Raw genomic sequence first — 20,177 nt, 5'->3', positions numbered from 1 at the left:
GTGCCTATTCGGCAGATCACTGTTTACGGAGAACCTGTACTTCACAAGCGTGCGGTGGAGGTCACCGAGTTTGATGGCGCCTTGCGCGAGCTCGTTGCCGATATGCACCTCACCATGGATGAAGCGCATGGCGTGGGCCTGGCGGCTCCGCAGATCGGTTTGGGCCTGCGCATGTTCACCTACGTCTTCGCTGACCAGGACGATGCTCCCGAGCGGGGCGTAGTGATCAACCCCAAGCTGACCCTTTCAAAGGTGTCGCAGGCTCCTGCGGATGCTGATGACGACTCCGAGGGCTGCTTGTCCGTGCCCGGGTTGAACTACCCTCTGCAGCGTGCTGACTATGCGAAGGTGGAGGGTTTCGACGAGTTCGGCAATCCGATCTCTTTCGAAGCGCACGGCTGGTTCGCGCGCATCATGCAGCACGAGTACGACCACCTTGATGGCTACCTCTACGTGGACAAGTTGCAGCCACGCTGGGAGAAGAAGTGGAAGAAGGCCAAGAAGGCTCTGGGTTGGGGCGTGCCTGGCAATACCTGGTTGCCGGGTACCGATGAGGATCCATTCGGCCACTAGGCTTCCCGCCGCCTACCGGGCAGTCTTGAAGTCCAGATACCGCTGATGCAGCGCCGCACCGATTTTGCCGGTGGGCGCTGTTTCTGCGTTCCAGACCTTCGAACCCCTGCCTTGTTCTAGCCAGAAGGGCAGGAACATGCCGTTCTTGCCGGGCAGGATCTGCGCAGCCATCTGCTCGTCGGCTACCAGCGTGCGATTCGCGTAGCCCAGGTAGTACTCGTCAAAGGGACCAAGCAGGCGCAGTGGCAGCCCGGCGGGCTCCATCGCTTCAAGCTCCCGGTGGGCGCGGCTGCCGGCGATGACCCAGTAGCCCTCTCCGCGCTCATCGTTGCCTGCGTCCGCCAGCAAGCCGCCGAGTGCTTCTGCGGCGGCTCTCATGGTGGTCAGCGTCTGTCCCGTGTACCAGGCTGCGTCGCGAAGGGTAGCTGGCCCATGCGAGTGCAGGTACCGGCGCAAGAGTTGCGCCAACGGATCTTCTGGTTCCCGGTGACTTGCAATCCATTCATCCACGAGCACGAAGTCCTGCGCGATGAGTTTCGCGTCTTGTGGAATGGGCCCCTGGCAGATCAACCCGTCCAGGACGAGGACCTGCAGGATAACCAGTCTTCGCTGCTGGCCCGTCTCCACTCCATTCTGGTTCAGTGCCTTGAAGAGCGCGGAGCGGCTGGCTTGCCCGTGCTCCTGCAGATGCGCGCTGATGATGCCAGCTGCCTGGTCAATGTCCTGGGTGCCGATCTGCAGTCCCCGCATCCTTGTGGCCGAGGAGCGCAAGGTGCGTTCACGTGTTGCGCGAGTCATCCAGCGCGCATCTTCGGCCAAGCAGATATGCAGCGTGCCCCGCATGGTCCATGACCGCATGAGCCGTCCTTCGCTGAAGAGCGCATCGACTTGCTGGCGGGATTCTTGCGCTGCGGAGCGCTGAGCCAGCGCGTAGCGTCCTGCAGCGAAGTCCTGGGACTTGGAACGCGAGCATGTGTTCTGCGGCCTGCAGTACGGATTCTGCCGGCTCCAGTAGCAGCTGGCTCGCCATGCGCGCCGCCAGCGTCCGGGTACTGTCTATTAACCAACCTCGATCCAATGCTTGATGGCCTAAAGCCTAGCAGTGCGGGGGTCCAGAGGTGCCCGCGAAGCGGCGCACCTGCAGTCGCCGTTGACGCAGGGGCGGCGCAGGTGGAAACGGACCTCCAAGCCCGGATGCGCGCAAAGGTCGAGACCTGCCTGGACTTTGCTGGAGAGGTGCTGGCCAGGTGCTGGTTCTCGTTGGTGCGCTGGACCCGGGAGGCCCTTTTGGAGGGCGTCGTGCCGCCCGGATGGAATAGCCGAAGGGACCATCCCAGCGCGCAATGCGTTGGGATGGTCCCTTCAGCTGCAAGCAGCGGGGTCCTAGGCGGTGACGGCTTCAGCCTTCACTGCAGGCACTGCAGCCGGGTGGGTGCCGGCCATCGATTCGATGACGCGAACAACTTGGCAGGAGTAGCCGAACTCGTTGTCGTACCAAACGTAGACGACAGCGTTCTTGCCGGACACGATAGTGGCCAGGCCGTCAACGATGCCGGCGCGGCGCGAGCCGACGAAGTCGGTGGAGACAACCTCAGGCGAATCAATGTAGTCGATCTGCTTGTGCAAGCTGGAGGTCAGCGAGGTTTCACGCAGGTAGGCGTTGAGCTCTTCCTTGGTGGTCCCGTTCTCCAGGTTCAGGTTCAAGATCGCCATGGAGACATCCGGGGTCGGTACGCGGATGGCGTTGCCGGTCAGCTTGCCTTCGAACTCCGGCAGGGCCTTGGCCACTGCCTTGGCGGCACCGGTTTCGGTGATCACCATGTTCAGCGCTGCCGAACGGCCGCGGCGCTCGCCCTTGTGGAAGTTGTCGATCAGGTTCTGGTCGTTGGTGAACGAGTGAACGGTCTCGACGTGCCCGTGGGTAACACCGAACTTGTCGTTCAGGGCCTTGAGCACTGGGGTGATGGCGTTGGTGGTGCACGATGCAGCGGTAACGATCTTGTCTTCTGCGGTGATCCACGAATCGTTGATGCCGTGGACGATGTTCTTCAGATCGCCCTTGCCCGGTGCGGTCAGCAGAACGCGGGAAACGCCCTTGGCAGCCAAGTGCTGGGACAGTCCTGCCTCATCGCGCCAGCGGCCGGTGTTATCCACCACGATGGCGTTGTCGATGCCGTGCTCGGTGTAGTCGACGGTGGTCGGATCATTCGAGTAGATGACCTTGATCAGGGTGCCGTTGGCGAGGATCGTGCTGTTTTCCTCGTCGACCGTGATCGAGCCTTCGAAGCGGCCGTGCACCGAGTCGCGGCGCAGCAGCGAAGCGCGCTTGACGATGTCGTCATCCGAGCCCTTGCGGACCACGATGGCGCGCAGGCGCAGGCCGTAGCCGCCACGCTCGATCAGGATGCGGGCCAGCAGGCGTCCGATGCGGCCGAAGCCGTAGAGGACAACGTCCTGGGGTTCAGCGTCGGTTGCGCCGGCCTGGCCAACCTTCTCGCCCAATTCATCGGCCAGGAAGGCGTTCAGATCAGCGGAACCGGATTCCTTGAACTTCTTGTTCACGCGGCCGAGGTCAATTGCTACCGAACCGACGTTCAGGGCCTCGATGGCATCCAGGATGGCCTTGGTGTCGTTCAGGTCGAGCTCTTCGCCATCGATGCGGCGCACTACTCGGTGGGCCTTGATGATGTCGATGGCGGACTGGTTGATCAGCTTGCGGCCGTAGACGGAGGTCACCACATTGTTCTTGCGGTACAGACGTCCGATCAGTGGGATCATGGCCTCGGCGAGCTCTTCGCGCCCGCTCCATTCTTGCTGGGCAACGACAGACTGCTGGGTCACAGAAAATCCTTCCAATTCAGCCGACTCGCAGATCCATAAAGTCGGTTGGCACCGTGGGAAGCACCATTGCTTTTGCGGTGGCACGAGGTAACAGGATCATCCTCGTAAGTACATGATCCATTCTAGACCGTGCGCAGAAAAACTGAGGATCGGGGACTGTGAATCATCTCACCAGCGCACTAAGGGCTGATGCCGGCGCAATCGCAGGAAGGAAGAGTGTGAATGGGATGGCCGATACGCCGGGTTTTGTCGCGCCGAAGCGGGACGGTCATCTATCTACGACTGCCGTTGCCGGCAGCCTCTAGCGGTCCACCCGACTGCATGGGGCGAACAGCCCTCATAACGCAGTCTGTCTGACCTTGCTCCGAGTGGGGTTTACCTAGCCACCCCAATCACTTGGGGTGCTGGTGGTCTCTTACACCACCGTTTCACCCTTACCAGGAAATCCTGGCGGTCTATTTTCTGTGGCACTAGCCTGCGGGTTACCCCGAGTGGGCGTTACCCACCACCCTGTTCTGCGGAGCCCGGACGTTCCTCGGGGCAATTGCTTGCCACGCGACCGTCTGGCCATCCCATTCACTACCAGTCTAATGCGTTGGGCGTGGGCTGCAGACCACTTCCGAACGCTGATTCGATCACAGCCGGCTTCACCCGAACCGCTGCGCCTCAAGCAACCGCAACCAGATTTCGCTGATCGTCGGATAGGCGGGGACCGCATGCCACAGCCGGTCCAGGCTGACCTCGCCGACGATCGCAATGGTGGCCGCATGCAGCAGTTCCGCGGCATCCTGGCCAGCGAAAGTGGCGCCGACGATCACCGAACGCGCCTGGTCTATCACCAGCTTGGCCCGCCCTGAATACCCGTCGGCGTGCAGGCTCGCCCCGGCCACCGCACCCAGATCGTGCTCGATAACCGAAATCTGCAGGCCGGCGTCGAGGGCCTGGCGTTCGGTGGGTCCGACCGCGGCGATCTGCGGATCGCTGAAGACCACGCGCGGCACCGCATGGTGGTCCGCCGTGGCCGCATGCCTGCCCCAGGGCGCATCGAGAACCCCGGTTCCATTGATCCTCGCGGCAATGGCCTCGCCCGCGGCCCGGGCCTGGTACTTGCCCTGGTGGGTCAGCGGGCTGCGCCCGCTGGCATCTCCTACGGCGTAGAGCCAGTCGGTGCCCGCCACGAGCATCGTGTCATCGACCTGCAGCCGCCGGGACGGGTCCACCCCGAGAGCTTCGAGTCCCAGGTTCCCGATCTCCGGCCGCCGCCCGGTGGAGACCAGCACTTCCTCGGCTTCCACGAGGGATCCTCCGGGCAGCTGGAGGCCGGCTATCCCGTGCTCATCGCGGTGGACCTGCAACGGCGTGGTGTCCTGGTGCACCACTACCCCGGCCTCGGCCAGCGACTGGGCCACCAGCTCGCCGGCGAACGGCTCTTCGCGGCCCAACAACGACCCGCGGGCAAGGATGGTGACCTTGGACCCGAGGGAGGCGAAAGCGAAGGCCAGCTCCACCCCGGCAACTCCGCCACCGATGATGGCCAGCCTCGGCGGAATCGCCTTGGCCGCAGTGGCCTCCCGGGTGCCCCACGGCCTGGCTTTAGCCAAACCCTCGATCCCAGGCAGAACCGGAGTGGATCCGGTGGCCAGGACTACGGCCCGGGCCGAGTACTCGCGATCCGCCACCTGCAGCAGGCCGCGCCCGGAAAGCCGCGCCCGGCCGCGGATCAACTCGATGCCCGCCGAGCGCAGCCACCGTTCCTGCCCGGCATCATCCCAGTTGCTGGTGAAGGCGTCCCTCCGCGCGAGCACCGCCTCGGGATCCAGCGCACCAGTCACCGCTTCGCGGGCCCCGGGAACCCGGCGTGCCGCGCGCAGCGCATCGCCGCTGCGCAACAGGGCCTTGGAAGGCATGCATGCCCAATACGAGCATTCCCCGCCCACCAGCTCGGATTCGACGATGGCCGCCTTCAGGCCCTGCCGGGTGGCATAGTCGGCGGCGTTCTCCCCGGCCGGCCCGGCGCCGATCACGATCACATCGAAGTCGCAGTGCTGCCCGGAGGCAGTTTGGCTAGCTCTTGAGTTCTGCTGGGGCATGCTCTGTCCTTGCTCTGCGTGAAGCGCTGCTGGGTAGTGGGTTCAGCCTAGCCAGATCTGCTCTGCGGGTACATGCCCTGGGCAGAAGATCAGGTGAACTCCGATAAGCTGGAACGCGTGCTTATTTTGTTGCCGCCTTCCGAAGGCAAGACCGCCCACGCCGAAGGTTCTCCGTTCGAAATCGAGGACCTGTCTTTTCCGGAGCTTTCCGGGGAACGCCGCCTGGTGCTTGACGCCCTTGCTGAAGTCTCAGCCCGCGAAGATGCCATGGACCTGCTGGGAGTCGGAGCCTCGCTGGCCAAGGAAGTAGCGCGGAATATCAATCTGCACACCGAGCCCGCAGCCAAGGCGCACGATATCTACTCGGGGGTGCTCTTCGAGGCCCTGGACTACGCGAACCTGGATGAAGCAGCGCAGCAGCGCGCCGATGAATCCATCATCGTGGTCTCCGCCCTGTGGGGTGCCGTGCGTTTTGGCGATCGCATTCCGCCCTACCGCTTATCCATGTCGGTCAAGCTCGAGCCGCTGGGCAAGCTGGCCACCTGGTGGAAGAAGCGCCTGGCTCCGGTGCTGGATGCGGTGGCCGGCGACCAGCTGATCGTGGACGCGCGATCGAGCACCTATGCGGCCGCCTACAAGCCGGCCAATGGCAACACCGTTGCGGTCAACGTCTTCCAGATGCGCAATGGGGTCCCGAAGGTGGTCTCGCACTTTGCCAAGCACACCCGCGGAGAGGTCGCCGGTTTCCTGGTCCAGCAACCGGTCGCACCGGAAAACCCTGGAGAATTGCTCGAGCTGGTCCAGACCAAGTGGGAAGCGTCCCTCGTCGAAGACAAGAAGGGCTTGGCGCTGAACATCCTGCTGCCGGAGGACCACCAGTTCACCACAGTGAATTAGCGTCCTTGGGCAAGTCGCCGAAGGCGGCTGGTGCCCTGCCGATGAAGCGTGCTGGCATGGCTAATGCGGCTTCGTCAAAGCGCTGCGACTAGTTCAATCTCGAATCCGGCAGCATCTTCCAAGTACGCCGCGTAGTGCTTTGGTCCCCCGGCGTACGGGTGCAGCTCCGGGAACATCAGGGTGAATCCGTGATCCAGCGCCTGGGAAGCCAACGTTTCCACCGCCTGCCTGGTGCCAGCATGGAAAGCCAAATGATTCAGCCCGGGAGTCAGGCGGTCATGCCGTTGCTTTTTGGCATCCGGTCCGGATTCCAGGACTATATAGAATCCGTCGCGGGCATAGCTGACGCCATCAGCCCATTGGGAATCCACCACATAGCCAAGGCGAGTGAGCAGCCAGCCCAGGGAAGCTGTACTGGCTGCCAAATCCTCAACCCATATTTCCAGATGATGCAGCATGGAACTCACTGACTAAGGAGTCAGCACGAAGTCCCATGGATCGGAATTAACTTGGGAAACCTCGATCTCCACGGTGTGCCCAAGATCGTTGAGCACGTTGCCCAAGGCGCGGGCACCAGCCGACAGCCAGACCCATTCCGAAGCGAAGTGGGAGACATCGATCAGGTAAGGGAACCCGCCGCTGGCAGCTTCGCGTGCCTCGCTTGCCGGGTGGTGGCGCAGATCAGCAGTCACGTAGACATCGGCCTGGTGCGAGCGCACCGCGTCAAACAGGGAATCGCCGGCACCGCCGCAGAGGGCGACCTTCCGGATGATGCCCGTTCGATCTCCGGCGACACGTACACCGCCAGCCACCGCTGGGAGCACGGTGTAAACGCGTTCAGCGAAATCCTCGAGCTTCATCGGCTTCTCCAAGAAGCCCACCCGCCCCAAGCCTTCTTCTGGCAGTCCGTCCTTGGACTCGATCAACGGCACGCAGTCCTTCAGCCCGAAGGCATCGGCGAGAGCATCGTTGACTCCCCCGATGGCGCTGTCGGCATTGGTGTGCGCCGTAAGCAATGCGGTTCCGGATTCGATCAGGCGGTGAATGGCTTCGCCCTTGAAATTGGTGCCGGCAACCTGGGTGACTCCGCGCAGGAGCAACGGGTGGTGAGTGATCAGCAGATCGGCCCCACGCTCGATTGCATCCTCGATCACCTCCAGCGTTGGATCAACAGCCATCACGATCTTGGAAATCTGCTGGCTTGTACGTCCGGTCACCAAGCCAACGGCATCCCAATCTTCGGCCAATGATTTTGGCCAAAGTTCCTCAGCTGCTTCAAGGACGTTACCCAAGGTGGTCTGCGGAACCGAGGTGTCTTCCACCGGTTGCTCAGGCGTTTCTCCGGTAACGGGCTTGAGCGTCGAGGCATCCAGGGAATCGCTGCTCTTCCCCAGGTCTTGCGAGTTATCTGCCTTGCTCTGCATACTCACCACCCTACGCGGTGGGCATGGGGATGGAACAGAATGCAACGCCGCAACGTTGTGAACTGTGTGAGTATTCCCAGCCTTCAGTCCCCTCATCAATTCAGCCCGTTCCTGGACGTCCAGGACACCAAGTTGAGCACCTTCGTACTAGCCGGCGGTTGCTTCTGGTGCTTGGATGCCGTGTACCAGCGAACGCGTGGCGTCCACGCCGTGATTTCCGGATACATCGGTGGCCACACCAAGGATCCGACCTACCGCGAAGTCTGCAGCGGCACCACCGGCCATGCCGAAGGTGTCGCCGTGATCTTTGATCCGCAAGTGGTTCCGGCCGAAGTCATCTTGGACATGTTCTTTACCGTGCACGACCCGACCACGCTGAACCGCCAGGGCTACGACGTCGGTACGCAGTACCGCTCGGCGATGTTCCCGCTCGATGACCAGCAGCGTGGCCTCTTCCAGGACGCCATCGAGAAGTTCTCGCGCGTATACCCCAATCCGATCGTCACTACGCTCGAAGAGTCCAAAGATTTCTATCCTGCCGAGCAAATCCACCAGGATTATTACTCCGAAAACCAGGAAGTCGGCTATTGCCGCGTGATTATCGATCCAAAGATCGCAAAAGTCAGGAAATATTACGCTCAATGGCTAAACGAAGCCTAGTCGCGCTTTTGGCCTACTAGGGTTAGTTGTGAACCTCATAGGTCTCCGGCGGTTACGCCAGATTCCGGCAATTATTTCGCCGCAACCAACTGCGGCCGCATAGAGTCACGTAAGGATTGCATACAAGATGGGCAAGATCTACAACAACGTCACCGAAGTCGTCGGCAACACCCCGCTGGTGAAGCTGAACCGCGTCGGCGAGGGCCTGCCAGGGAACATCGCTGTGAAGCTGGAATTCTACAACCCGGCGAACTCCGTCAAGGACCGCATCGGCGTGGCCATCGTTGATGCAGCCGAGGCCTCTGGTGCGTTGAAGCCAGGCGGCACCATCGTTGAGGGCACTTCGGGCAACACCGGCATCGCACTGGCGATGGTCGGTGCGGCCCGCGGCTACAAGGTCATCTTGACCATGCCTGAAACCATGTCCACCGAGCGCCGTGTGATGCTGCGCGCTTTCGGCGCCGAGATCGTGCTGACCCCGGGCGCCGACGGCATGCGCGGGGCCGTGGAGAAGGCCAAGGAAATTGTTGCGACTTCCGAGAACGCTATCTGGGCGCAGCAGTTCGCCAACACCGCGAACCCGCAGGTCCACGCAGAGACCACCGGTCCGGAGATCTGGTCTGATACCGAAGGCAAGATCGATGTCCTGGTTGCCGGCATCGGTACCGGTGGCACTATCACCGGTGCAGGCCGCTACCTGAAGGAAAAGAACCCAAACCTGAAGATCGTGGCCGTTGAGCCCAAGGATTCCCCGATCCTCAATGGCGGAAAGCCCGGCCCTCACAAGATCCAGGGATTGGGAGCGAATTTCATCCCCGAGGTGCTCGACACCGAGCTCTACGACGAAGTCCTGGATGCCAGCATCGAGGATTCGGTATCGACCGCTCGCGCGCTGGGCGTCAAGGAAGGTATCCTCGGCGGCATCTCTGCTGGCGCAGCCGTTTGGGGTGCGGTACAGATCGCCGCGCGTGAAGAAAACGCCGGCAAGCAGATCGTTGCGATCATCCCTGACTTCGGTGAACGCTACATCTCCACCCTGCTCTTCGACGACATCCGCGGCTAAGTAAATTTGCAGAAGCAGAATAAATCGGCGCGAGCCACTGTTGGGTCTATAGAGAGACCTGTATCGGTGCAGCTCGCGCCGATTTGCTGTGTGACATCTGCGGATTGTCCCCGAGCGAACCGCAACCCCTAAGGTAGTATTCATGAGTTTTTTCTCCCGCCTGCGTGAGGATTTGGCCAACGCACGCCAGCACGATCCGGCAGCGCGAAGCGATCCTGAAAACTTCTTCGTGTATTCCGGACTGCACGCGATCTGGCTGCACCGGTTGGCCCACAAGATGTGGCAGAACCCCTCGCTGAAGTGGCCAGCGCGTTTGCTATCCCAGGCGAACCGCGCCCTGACCGGGATCGAGATCCATCCCGGCGCCACCATTGGGCGCCGCTTCTTCATCGACCACGGCATGGGCATCGTCATTGGCGAGACTGCCGAAATCGGCGATGACGTCATGCTGTACCACGGGGTGACCCTCGGCGGCCGTTCACTGGCCAAGGTCAAGCGCCACCCGACCATCGGTGACCGCGTGGTCATCGGTGCCGGGGCCAAGGTGCTCGGCCCGATCGTGATCGGCGCGGATTCCGCCATCGGCGCGAACGCCGTGGTCGTCAAGGATGCCCCCGAAGGCTCGATTGTCACCGGAATCCCCGCACAGAACCGTCCGCGCAGGCCCGAAGAACGCAAGCCTGCAGTAGACCCGGCCGAGTACATCGACCCGGCCATGTGGATCTAGTTCTATTTCTCCTGCCACTGCGGCAAAGCAAACCCGCCCAGCACACGGACCGGCCACGGTCCGCCTGCTGGGCGGGTTTTCGCTTTCGCCCCGATCCTTGCGGGCAAAGCAAAACATCGATGCCCGGTACCACTGCGAGTCTGGTACCGGGCATCGATGCCTATGCGAGTGATGGAAGCCGTTTAGGCCAGCTTGTGGTCCGCAGCTTCGGTGCCATCGGCCAGCTCTACGACCTCGTCCTCAGGATCCTGGGGCTGGGCGCCGAGCTTGCCACGGGTCAGCTTGTGCATGATCATGGCCAGCGCGCCGTCACCGGTCACGTTGGTTGCGGTGCCGAAGCTATCCAGGGCAATGTAGGCTGCGAACATCAGGCCGACTTCGACCTCGCCGAAGCCCAGCATCTGTGCGAGCAGTCCGGCAGCGGCGGCGATAGCGCCACCTGGCACGCCTGGTGCTGCAATCATCATGACGCCGAGCATCAGGATGAATGGGAAGTAGGTGCCGAAGGAAACGTCGCCACCGGTCAGCAGGAGCACTGCGATGGAGAAGCAGGTGATCTTGACCATCGAGCCTGAAAGGTGGATGGTGGCGCACAGCGGGACGACGAAGCCGGCTACCGTGTCGGAAACACCATTTTTCTTGGCTGATTCCAGCGTCACCGGAATGGTTGCAGCCGAGGATGAGGTACCCAAGGCGGTGAAGTAGGCATTGCGCATGCCCCACAGTGCGGCCAGCGGGTTGCGCTTGTTCATCGCCCCAGCGATGGAGTACTGCACCAGCAGGACAACCAGGGTCAGTGCGAAGGAGACCACGGCGACGAAGAGGAACTTCTGCACCACGGTGACGGCGTCCCCGGCAGCGGACAGATCCAGGAAGATTCCGAAGATGAACAGCGGCAACGCTGGAACAATCACACGGCGGATCACCATCTCGATAATGCTGCGGAACTCCACTGTCCCACGGAAGATCACGGTGGATCGGAAGGCCGTCAGGCCCAGGCCCAGCATGAATGCCAGTACCAGTGCAGTCATGACGCCCATCAGCGGAGTCAGCACGATTTCGGTTGCCGCTTCGCCCGCACTGCCGACCAGGGAAATATACGGTTCGAAACCTGATCCTTCGCCTGCGCCAACTTCCTCGACGCCTCCGCCGGAAAGCGACTTGGTGAATAGCCAACGGCTCACGAAGTACGCGAGCAGTCCCGCGCACAGGGTGGAGGCGTAGGCGATAACCGCGGTGATGCCCAACCACTTTCCTGCGCCCTTGCCGAGTTCAGCGATAGCCGGTGCCACCAAGCCGAAGATGATCAACGGCACGATGAACCCAAGGAATCCGGAGAAGATCGAGTTGTAGGTCAGGAATACGCTTCCTAGCCACACCGGCATAACCGGGCCAAGCAGAATACCCAGCAGGATGGCAACGAGCACCCAGCCAAGCAGTGGGATAGATTTCAGCAGCTTCATGAATGTCCTTTAAACGGTTAGGGATCGGAGCGCACTGTTGGACGGGCCACAAGTGTGTCGTGGCGCACGCCTCAATCATGATAGACGTAATTTTTGTTACACCGAAATCCTGTGAATGGATTGAGTGTTACGAGAATACGCCCTTCTGCCGAATATTCTCTACCGTAAATCGCAACACGCTCAATCAGGTTCGATCTCTGGTGCAGCAGGGGTTCGTGAGTTGAATATTCGGCGATTTTAACGGCAGCAGGGCGGGTCTGCCCCATTAAGCAGTCCCGCCCTGGCTTGGATTCATTGATTATTCGAAGTTCGCTTCGACCACGCCTTGTTCTTGGCCCTGGCCCACCACCTGGCTTTGCACGCGGAGGTTGAGCACGGATCCGTCATCGGCATTTTCATAACTCACGAAGACCGAACCGGCTCCGGCATCGCTGCCCGTTTGCGACCAGTTCGGTCCGCCCGCCGCCGAATGCCCGGTGAGCAAGGCGACCACCTGATCGGTGGCCAGCTGTTGCATCTGCGCTTCATTTCCATTGCCCCAAGCGACGACCAGGGCATCTGCATACTCGGTAGCGCTCGATGGGAGCTTGCCCAGCTCTTGGCCTCCGACAGTTCCAGATTGCTCCGACTCCCCGGCATCCCCGGGAGAGGATGCCGTTGGCGATGCGGACTGCGTTGGGCTGGCGTCAGGAGTTGACGGCTCCTGGCTTGCGGTGCCACCTGCAGTGCTGCCGCAACCGGCGAGCGCAAGGCACCCGGCCAGCGCCGCCACCGAACTGAGCTTGAGTAGTTTCCTAGGTGCGTCCGGCATGGATTTCTCCGCTCTCGCAGGGGGTCGCTGATTCCTTGTGGGTTCGATACTCCACCGGAATCGGCAGCGTTTGCAAGTCCGCCGCCCTCCAGCAGGTGTCGGTTGGAGCATTTCTCAGTAGGCTTGGGGCATGAGCCAGCACCCTGCCGATAGCCATGACACCATTCGAGTACGCCAAGCCCGGGAAAACAACTTGCGAGGTGTTGACATCGATATTCCAAAACGGCGCATTACCGCGTTTACCGGTGTTTCCGGTTCGGGCAAGTCCTCCCTGGTGTTCGGCACGATTGCCGCAGAGTCCCAGCGCCTGATCAATGAAACGTATACGGCCTTCATCCAGAGCTTCATGCCCTCGATGCCCCGGCCTGACGTAGAAGTGCTGGAAAACCTCTCGACGGCCATCGTGGTCGACCAGGAACGCATGGGCGCTAATTCGCGTTCTACCGTGGGCACGGCGACCGACGCCTACTCGCTCTTGCGCGTTCTGTTTTCGCGTTATTCCACTCCGAGCGCCGGCGGCGCTGGCGCGTACTCGTTTAATCTCGGCCAGGGCGCGTGCCCTGTCTGCGAGGGTTTCGGCACCGAGGCGAGCATCGACCTTGATGAGCTGCTGGATTGGGACAAGTCGCTGAACGAGGGGGCCATCAAGGCGCCGAACTTTGCCCCGGATTCCTGGCTGTGGCAGACGCTGACTGCCGGCACGCAGGCAGATCTGGACATGAAGCTCAGGGACATGCCCAGTGCCATGCTTGACCGCTTGCTCTACGAAGAAGCAGGCAAGGTCAAGCTCAACGGGGCCAACATGAGCTACTCCGGTCTGGTCACGCGCATCAAGTCCAATTACATCCATTCGGGCAGGGAGATCAAGCAAGCCCATATTCGTGCCTGGATCGAACGCATCTCCACGACTGCACCGTGCTCTGCCTGCGCCGGATCACGGCTCGGCCAGGCCGCTCGTGATTCGAAGATCAATTCCTTGGGAATCGCGGACATGACTGCACTGCAGGTTTCCGAACTGCTCGAAATCCTCGAGAAGATCCAGATCCCGGATGCAGCGCCATTGACCACCAATTTGAAGGCAGTGCTCAAATCCATGGTGGATTTGGGGTTGGGATACCTGTCCCTTGACCGTCCGGCGGGGACCCTTTCGGGCGGCGAAGCCCAGCGCGTGAAGATGATCCGGCATCTTGGATCAGCACTCAGTGATGTCACGTATGTCTTCGACGAGCCCACCGTTGGATTGCATCCCCATGACATCCAGCGGATGAACGGGCTGCTTGCTGGCCTTCGGGACAAGGGCAATACCGTGCTGGTGGTGGAGCACAAACCCGAGGTCATCGGCATCGCAGACCACGTGATCGACTTGGGCCCGGGCGCTGGTACCCATGGCGGCACCATTTGCTACAGCGGTCCAGTGGACGGCCTGCTGTCCAGCGATACGCTGACCGGAAAGCACTTCACCACGCGTGCTGCGCTCAATGCGAACCCGCGCGAGGCACAGGGGTCCATGCAAGTGCGCAGTGCCTCCTTGCACAACCTGAAGAATGTTTCCGTGGATATCCCTACCGGCGTGATGTGCGCAATCACCGGTGTCGCCGGTTCCGGTAAATCCACGCTGATCCGGTCGACAATCGCCAAACGTGATGACGTGGCGGTGGTGGACCAAACCGCCATCCGAGGCTCCCGGCGTTCGAACCCGGCCACCTATACCGGGATCATGGATCCGATCCGTGCGGCGTTTGCTAAAGCCAACGGCGTGAAGCCTGCCCTGTTCAGCGCCAATTCGGCCGGAGCGTGCCCGGGGTGCAGCGGTGTCGGGTACACCTATACGGACTTGGCATCGATGGCCGGAGTGGCCTTGCCTTGCGAGCAGTGCGGCGGCAAGCGATTCACCGCTGATGTGCTGGAATACACCCTGGATGGGTTGAACATTGCCGAAGTCCTGGACTTGAGCATGGAAGAAGCGCTGGAGCAGCTCAAAGTACCCAAGGCGAAGGCCGTGCTCGAACGCCTGAACCAGGTGGGTCTGGGATACCTGAAACTGGGACAGCGGCTGAACACGCTTTCTGGCGGCGAACGGCAGCGAATCAAGCTGGCTATCCATTTGGGCCAGGGCGCCGGTACCTACATCCTGGACGAGCCAACCACAGGATTGCACATGGCTGACGTGCAGAACCTGCTGCGCCTGCTCGACGAGATGGTCGATGAAGGCAATACCGTCGTGGTCATCGAGCATCATCTGGCGGTGGTTGCCCACTGCGACTGGGTCATTGACTTGGGTCCCGGGGCAGGGCACGAGGGAGGAAGCATTGTCTTCGAAGGGACCCCGGCCGACCTTGCCGCCTCCGGCACGCTGACCGGAGTTCATCTGTCCGACTACATCAAGGGATAGGAATGGCAAAGAAGCTCAGGAAACCGCTGCCTGCCGACGCGCAGGAGCTTGCCAGGTTGCATGTCGAATGCTGGAAAGAAACCTACACGCAGCTGCTGCCAGATGGTTTCTTCGACCCTGCCCACAGTGAGCAGCGGCTGCGCATGTGGGACAGGGTTCTGGAGGACCCGAATCCGCTCTTCAGGATTTCGGTGGCGGAAAATGAGGACGGGAAGCTTGTCGGCTTCGCCCTCAGCGCACCTCCCACCGGCAATACCGACGGGATACCGGAGAACGTTTCTCGCCAGCTGTACAACCTGTATGTGCTCAAGGACTTCCATGGCGACGGAACAGGGCAGGCGCTGCTGGATGCAGTCCTTGGCGATGAGCGAGCCGTGCTGTGGGTGGCGGCCCAGAATCCGTGTGCCATCCGATTCTACGAACGCAACGGATTCGCCTTCGACGGCGTGAGCGAGGACGACCCGGCTGCTCCGCAAATTACCGACGCAAGAATGATCCGGTAGCTAGCAAGCGGAGAGAATCCCGACGATGTCCGGGTCGCTCCCACGACCCAGTTTCGCGTCGATTTTCAGCACCAGCTGAGCCTGGCGAATCAGCGTGCCGTATTCGGGGCCAGGATCGGGGGTCGCACGGATTCCCGTGGCGCTGAGTTGGCGCGATTTGTCCATGGCCAGCTCCTTGAGCACATCACGGATCAAGGCCAAATCCTCTGGCTGCACCGCCCAGCTATCCCTATGGCCACGAAGCCAGGATTTGCGCCGCGCCCCCTCCAAGCCTTCGGGCAGCTCGCCGACGCCTTGCAGGTGGTCGAGCATCGAGGTACCGACGTTCTGCTCGGTGATGTCTTGGGACAGGCACCGGTCGATGGCGTACTGGACACGCAGCCACCATTGCCCGGCGGTATCCAGCTCCGAGCGCAGCCGCAGTGTCCGCAAGGCCAGAACAACGCCTACGGCCGCGATGAGTACTGTCAAAAGCGGGACGAGCGAGAGCAGGATCCCCAGCCCCGCGCCCCAGCTACCACCATAACCGTTCATGCTCCGATCCTAGCCCCTGAATCGGGGTCGGACCGGAGCAATCCTCGGGTTGGAAGAACTAGATGCGCACCAGCATCTTGCCGGTGTTCGCACCGCGCATCATGCCAAGGAAGGCGTCCACGGTATTCTCGATGCCATCCACGATCGTCTCGTCGTAGGCGATCTTGCCTTCGGAGAACCACTTGCCCATGCGCTCGCCGAACTCGGGGGCGAGGTCGAGGTAGCTGGAGAGGGTGAATCCCTGCAGTTTCAGGCCGCGGGTGATCAGGTTGGCCATGTTCTTCGGGCCCGGAGTCGACTCGGTGGTGTTGTAGCTGGCGATAGCGCCGCACAGCGCAGCACGACCGCCATCGTTGAACGCTGCCAGGGCGGCTTCAAGGTGGTCTCCGCCCACGTTGTCGAAGAAGACATCGATGCCTTCCGGGGCTGCGGCGGCCAGCTGCCCGCGGACATCGCCATCCTTGTAGTTGAAGGCGGCATCGTAGCCGTACTTGCTGGTCAGCAGTTCAACCTTCTCTGTACTGCCGGCCGAGCCGATGACGCGCTTGGCACCCATGAGCTTGGCGATCTGCCCGGCAGCCGTGCCCACGGCACCTGCAGCGCCGGAGACGAAGACGGTCTCGCCCTCGGCAAGATTGGCGACTGCGCTCAGGCCTACATAGGCGGTCAAGCCGGTCATTCCCAAGATGTGCAGGCGCAGCGACGAGGAAACGCCGGGCAGATCAGGTGCGGACTTGAAATTGGCAGAGTCGGCCTGCACGGTGTCAGACCAGCCCAGCTGATGCTGGACCAGGGTACCTGCCGGGAACGCTTCGTCCGCGGTCTCGATGACACGGCCAATGGCGCCGCCGAGGATCTGCTCGCCAATCTTGAATGGCGGGATGTAGGAACGGGTGTCATTCATGCGTCCGCGCATGTACGGGTCCACGGAAATGAACTCGTTGCGCACCCGGATTTCACCGGTCTTTAGCTCCGGCAGCTCAACGGTCTGGACGGTGAAGTTCTCCTGCGTTGGCCAACCGGACGGACGGGAGGCGAGCAGGATCTGCGTGCTGGTTGCTTCAGTCATGGTTACCAGTTCTTTCAATTCTCGGTGATATTGGAAACTCTCGGTGTCGTTCTAGTTGCCCAGCGCCAGGCCGAGGACCAGCAGCGCAACTGACAGCAGCGGGAACATCCCTTGCTTGACGGCCAGCTTGGCTTTGCCCGGGCTTCCCAGTGCCAGCACCAACGCAGCGGCCAGCATGGAGCCGGCTCCGGCGAAGACCAACGTGGCACCCACAGCCAAGTGGCCCATGCCCAAGGCAATCACCCCGGCAAGTGCGGCAACCGCCAGGAAGAGGTTGTAGAACCCCTGATTGAAGGCCATTTCGCGCGTTGCTTCTGCTTCAGCCTCGCTGGTCTTGAACAAGGCGCGGGTTTTTCCAGTGGTCCAGGTGATGGACTCCATCGAGAAGATGTAGACGTGGAGCAGGGCAGCGGCGGTTGCGAAGATCTGCGCGGCGATGATCATGGCTTGTCCTTGGTGTTGGGAAGGCAACTATTCTGTAACGACCATTTCAATATATACTGGAATGGTCGTTACGAAAAGAGGAGGTGGGTGTGATGGCGCGTACATCTGCATTCGACAAGGAAGCGGCTATCCAGAACGCCCGCTCGGTGTTCTGGTCCAAGGGCTTCGAGGCCACGTCCATTCCCGAACTTGAAAATGCCACCGGCCTGAGCCGTTCAAGCATCTACAACTCCTTCGGCTCCAAGCGCGGCCTGTTCGATGCCGCAGTGGACAGCTACCTCAATGAAATTGTCCGCCCGCGGTTGCGTCCGCTGCTCCAGGACCCAGTACCTTCACAGGCATTGGGAGACTATCTGCGTGGGCTTGCTGCCGTTTTCGCGAAGCCGGAGTCCCTGCCTGCAGCCCATGGGTGCCTGCTGATCAACACCGCCAGCGCACCGATTGCAGCAGAGAACGAAATCGCCGCCATCATTGCCGCGTACCGGGAAGAACTTGATGAAGCCATGGGCCGTGGCTTGCATGCCCTTCGGCCGGATCTTTCAGTCGAACGCCATGCCCTGCTGAGCGACACCATTACCGGTCTGGTGGTAGCGGCCTTCGCACTGGTGCGCATCTCCCCCAGCGAAGCTGTTCGCTTGTTGCAATGCGCCGAGAACTTGCTGGAAGACTAGTACCGGCTCCTTTCCAGGATCAAGGCGCAAGCCCCGGGGCATCTGTTGTCCGGATTGCTTCTAGCCAGGCACTGATCCACGGATCCATTCAGTGAATGCATCGCGGAGGGCTGCCGGCTCGATGCGCGGGGGCTCCGCCGACTGCTGCCAGCGGCAGATCGTTCTGCAATCACCGGCGCATGCTTGGCAGATGAGTTCGCACGCAGGGGGCCTTATTCGTCGCGCTTGCCACAGAAAATCCAACTGGCTTTGGCTGCCGCACCGATTTTCCGCACCTCTGGGATCAGTTCCTCCATGAGCGCATGGCACTGGCCGGGGCCTGCGCCTATCCCACCCAGCATTCTGCTGAGCACGCCCCACGGCTACCAGTTCCAGCGAAGCGGGACAGCGTGCAGAAGGGCTCAAAAGGCAGAAGCCCACCAGTTCAATCGAATTGAACTGGTGGGCTTCGGATCAGCCAGCAGCTGCTAGCGTCAAATCGCTTCGCTTAGTGGGTGTCCTCGGCAGCGATCTCGGTACGGTCACCGCTCCACTGCGTGTGGAAGGTGCCTTCCTTGTCGGTGCGGCGGTAGGTGTGCGCACCGAAGTAGTCGCGCAGGCCCTGGGTCAGGGCTGCTGGCAGACGGTCGCGGCGCAGGCCATCGTAGTAAGCCAGCGACGAGGAGAACACTGGTGCAGGGATGCCCAGCTGGACAGCAACGGAAACCACGCGGCGCCATGCTGGAACTGCCTTGTTGATGGCTTCAGCGAATGCCGGAGCGAACAGCAGGTTCGAAGGCTTCTCGCCTGCCGAGTAGGCAGCGGTGATGTCCTTGAGCAGGGCTGCACGGATGATGCAGCCTTCACGCCACAGGCCGGCGATCTCGTCGAGCTTCAGGTCCCAGTTGTATTCGCCGGCAGCCGAAGTGAGCATGTCGAGGCCCTGCGCGTAGGAGACGAGCTTCGAAGCGAACAGCGCCTGGCGCACGTCCTCGACGAAGTTCTCCGGCAAGGTGACCTCGGCGGTTTCGCCGGTCAGCACCTTCTGGCCCACGGCGCGGATATCGCGCTGCGAGGAAAGGGAACGGGCGAAGACCGACTCGGCGATGGCCGAAACAGGCGAGCCCATATCCAGGCCGGACTGCACGGTCCAGCGGCCGGTGCCCTTCTGGCCTGCGGAGTCCTGGATGACGTCGACCAGCGGCTTGCCGGTGGAAGCATCGACGTGGCCGAGCACTTCAGCGGTGATCTCGATCAGGAAGCTGGACAGTTCGCCCTGGTTCCATTCGTTGAAGATCTCCGACTGCTTGGCTGGCTCGATGCCGGCGGCGCTGCGCATCAGATCGTAGGCTTCGCCGATGACCTGCATGTCGGCGTATTCGATGCCGTTGTGGACCATCTTCACGAAGTGGCCTGCACCGTCGGTGGAGATCCAAGCGCAGCACGGTGCGCCGTCGTCGGCCTTGGCGGAGATCTTCTCCAGCATCGGGCCCAGCGACTTGTAGGATTCAGCGGAACCGCCGGGCATGATCGATGGGCCGAGCAGCGCGCCCTCTTCGCCACCAGAAACGCCGATGCCAACGAAGTGCAGGCCCTTTTCAGCCAGGGCAGCTTCGCGGCGGCGGGTGTCGGTGTAGTGCGAGTTGCCGGCGTCGATGACCACGTCGCCCTCTTCGAGCAGCGGCACCAGCTGGTCGATAACCGAGTCCACTGGACCACCGGCCTTGACCATGATCAGCACGCGGCGCGGGGTTTCGAGGTTTGCTACCAGCTCTTCCAGGCTTTCGGTGCGAATGAAATCGCCCTCATCGCCATGTGCTTCAAGCAGCGCGTCGGTCTTGCCGACCGAGCGGTTGTGCAGGGCGACGGTGTATCCGTTGCGAGCGAAGTTACGGGCAAGGTTTGCGCCCATGACGGCCAGACCTGTGACACCAATCTGTGCAGGCATAAAAATAAGTCTCCATCGATTACGGGGAGTTGAACCGCCAAGCAGAGACCGGATGAGTCACGATCCCTGTTCACGGCCACGTGACCTT

At 61.6% G+C, this 20,177-nt stretch carries 18 protein-coding genes, 1 other RNA gene and 1 pseudogene; 8 read left to right on the top strand and 12 right to left on the bottom strand.

The window, feature by feature from the left end; all coding sequences use genetic code 11:
- Complete coding sequence (gene def / locus ACIQTS_RS09620; protein WP_105657783.1) at positions 1-573, top strand: peptide deformylase; 573 nt, start codon at positions 1-3, stop codon at positions 571-573.
- A gap of 12 nt (positions 574-585) precedes the next feature.
- On the opposite strand, the pseudogene ACIQTS_RS09615 reads toward def, so the two are convergent.
- The 4 genes and pseudogenes from ACIQTS_RS09615 to ACIQTS_RS09600 all read right to left on the bottom strand — a co-directional run.
- A pseudogene (locus ACIQTS_RS09615) lies at positions 586-1,518 on the bottom strand (winged helix DNA-binding domain-containing protein); the annotation flags it as partial.
- A 438-nt stretch (positions 1,519-1,956) separates the two neighbouring features.
- A complete protein-coding gene (locus ACIQTS_RS09610) occupies positions 1,957-3,414 on the bottom strand; it encodes a glyceraldehyde-3-phosphate dehydrogenase (RefSeq protein WP_400288975.1) in 1,458 nt (485 codons plus the stop codon).
- 219 nt (positions 3,415-3,633) lie between these two features.
- An RNA gene (rnpB, locus tag ACIQTS_RS09605) (RNase P RNA component class A) lies at positions 3,634-3,989 on the bottom strand.
- Between the two features lie 72 nt (positions 3,990-4,061).
- A complete protein-coding gene (locus ACIQTS_RS09600; protein WP_402473007.1) occupies positions 4,062-5,504 on the bottom strand; it encodes a dihydrolipoyl dehydrogenase family protein in 1,443 nt (480 codons plus the stop codon).
- 117 nt (positions 5,505-5,621) lie between these two features.
- Between ACIQTS_RS09600 and ACIQTS_RS09595 the strand changes: the two genes are divergently transcribed.
- Positions 5,622-6,401, top strand: coding sequence for a YaaA family protein (locus ACIQTS_RS09595; protein WP_402473004.1), 780 nt, complete (start codon positions 5,622-5,624; stop codon positions 6,399-6,401).
- 74 nt (positions 6,402-6,475) lie between these two features.
- On the opposite strand, the gene ACIQTS_RS09590 is transcribed toward ACIQTS_RS09595, so the two are convergent.
- Together ACIQTS_RS09590 and ACIQTS_RS09585 are read right to left on the bottom strand one after the other, a co-directional pair.
- Complete coding sequence (locus ACIQTS_RS09590) at positions 6,476-6,859, bottom strand: VOC family protein (protein ID WP_402473350.1); 384 nt, start codon at positions 6,857-6,859, stop codon at positions 6,476-6,478.
- A 12-nt stretch (positions 6,860-6,871) separates the two neighbouring features.
- A complete protein-coding gene (locus ACIQTS_RS09585) occupies positions 6,872-7,825 on the bottom strand; it encodes a Nif3-like dinuclear metal center hexameric protein (RefSeq protein WP_400288967.1) in 954 nt (317 codons plus the stop codon).
- 132 nt (positions 7,826-7,957) lie between these two features.
- Here ACIQTS_RS09585 and msrA point away from each other — a divergent pair, with 132 nt between their 5' ends.
- The 3 genes from msrA to epsC all read left to right on the top strand — a co-directional run bounded on the left by msrA (position 7,958) and on the right by epsC (position 10,275).
- Complete coding sequence (gene msrA, locus ACIQTS_RS09580) at positions 7,958-8,485, top strand: peptide-methionine (S)-S-oxide reductase MsrA (RefSeq protein WP_400288964.1); 528 nt, start codon at positions 7,958-7,960, stop codon at positions 8,483-8,485.
- Between the two features lie 127 nt (positions 8,486-8,612).
- A complete protein-coding gene (gene cysK, locus ACIQTS_RS09575; protein ID WP_105661227.1) occupies positions 8,613-9,548 on the top strand; it encodes a cysteine synthase A in 936 nt (311 codons plus the stop codon).
- A gap of 142 nt (positions 9,549-9,690) precedes the next feature.
- Positions 9,691-10,275 (top strand): serine O-acetyltransferase EpsC, encoded by a 585-nt coding sequence (gene epsC, locus ACIQTS_RS09570; protein WP_105657773.1) that lies wholly within the window; start codon positions 9,691-9,693, stop codon positions 10,273-10,275.
- 182 nt (positions 10,276-10,457) lie between these two features.
- On the opposite strand, the gene ACIQTS_RS09565 is transcribed toward epsC, so the two are convergent.
- Both ACIQTS_RS09565 and ACIQTS_RS09560 read right to left on the bottom strand, forming a co-directional pair.
- Positions 10,458-11,738 carry a dicarboxylate/amino acid:cation symporter gene (locus ACIQTS_RS09565; RefSeq protein ID WP_402473000.1) on the bottom strand — a complete coding sequence of 427 codons (1,281 nt, stop codon included), beginning with the start codon at positions 11,736-11,738 and terminating at the stop codon, positions 10,458-10,460.
- 298 nt (positions 11,739-12,036) lie between these two features.
- On the bottom strand, positions 12,037-12,549 hold the full coding sequence (locus ACIQTS_RS09560; protein ID WP_402472998.1) for a hypothetical protein: 513 nt from the start codon (positions 12,547-12,549) through the stop codon (positions 12,037-12,039).
- A gap of 130 nt (positions 12,550-12,679) precedes the next feature.
- Between ACIQTS_RS09560 and ACIQTS_RS09555 the strand changes: the two genes are divergently transcribed.
- Both ACIQTS_RS09555 and ACIQTS_RS09550 read left to right on the top strand, forming a co-directional pair.
- Positions 12,680-14,941, top strand: a complete 2,262-nt coding sequence (locus ACIQTS_RS09555; RefSeq protein WP_402472995.1) for an ATP-binding cassette domain-containing protein — start codon at positions 12,680-12,682, stop codon at positions 14,939-14,941.
- A 2-nt stretch (positions 14,942-14,943) separates the two neighbouring features.
- Complete coding sequence (locus tag ACIQTS_RS09550; protein ID WP_402472993.1) at positions 14,944-15,444, top strand: GNAT family N-acetyltransferase; 501 nt, start codon at positions 14,944-14,946, stop codon at positions 15,442-15,444.
- On the opposite strand, the gene ACIQTS_RS09545 is transcribed toward ACIQTS_RS09550, so the two are convergent.
- The 3 genes from ACIQTS_RS09545 to ACIQTS_RS09535 are packed head-to-tail and all read right to left on the bottom strand — an operon-like array spanning position 15,445 to position 17,491.
- Positions 15,445-15,978, bottom strand: a complete 534-nt coding sequence (locus ACIQTS_RS09545) for a hypothetical protein (RefSeq protein ID WP_402472991.1) — start codon at positions 15,976-15,978, stop codon at positions 15,445-15,447.
- 58 nt (positions 15,979-16,036) lie between these two features.
- Positions 16,037-17,047, bottom strand: a complete 1,011-nt coding sequence (locus ACIQTS_RS09540) for an NADP-dependent oxidoreductase (protein ID WP_332731585.1) — start codon at positions 17,045-17,047, stop codon at positions 16,037-16,039.
- Between the two features lie 51 nt (positions 17,048-17,098).
- Entirely contained in the window at positions 17,099-17,491 is a 393-nt protein-coding gene (locus tag ACIQTS_RS09535) for a DUF1304 domain-containing protein (protein ID WP_402472989.1), read from the bottom strand.
- A 92-nt stretch (positions 17,492-17,583) separates the two neighbouring features.
- Between ACIQTS_RS09535 and ACIQTS_RS09530 the strand changes: the two genes are divergently transcribed.
- Positions 17,584-18,162 (top strand): TetR/AcrR family transcriptional regulator, encoded by a 579-nt coding sequence (locus ACIQTS_RS09530; RefSeq protein ID WP_402472986.1) that lies wholly within the window; start codon positions 17,584-17,586, stop codon positions 18,160-18,162.
- 487 nt (positions 18,163-18,649) lie between these two features.
- Here ACIQTS_RS09530 and gndA read toward each other — a convergent pair whose 3' ends face one another.
- On the bottom strand, positions 18,650-20,089 hold the full coding sequence (gene gndA / locus ACIQTS_RS09525; protein WP_105657765.1) for an NADP-dependent phosphogluconate dehydrogenase: 1,440 nt from the start codon (positions 20,087-20,089) through the stop codon (positions 18,650-18,652).
- Positions 20,090-20,177: the final 88 nt, after the last annotated feature.

Source organism: Glutamicibacter sp. NPDC090743, from assembly GCF_044769125.1.
GTDB lineage: Bacteria > Actinomycetota > Actinomycetes > Actinomycetales > Micrococcaceae > Glutamicibacter.
The sequence above is the reverse complement of the archived record's forward strand: the minus strand, read 5'-3'. Positions and strand labels throughout refer to the sequence as shown.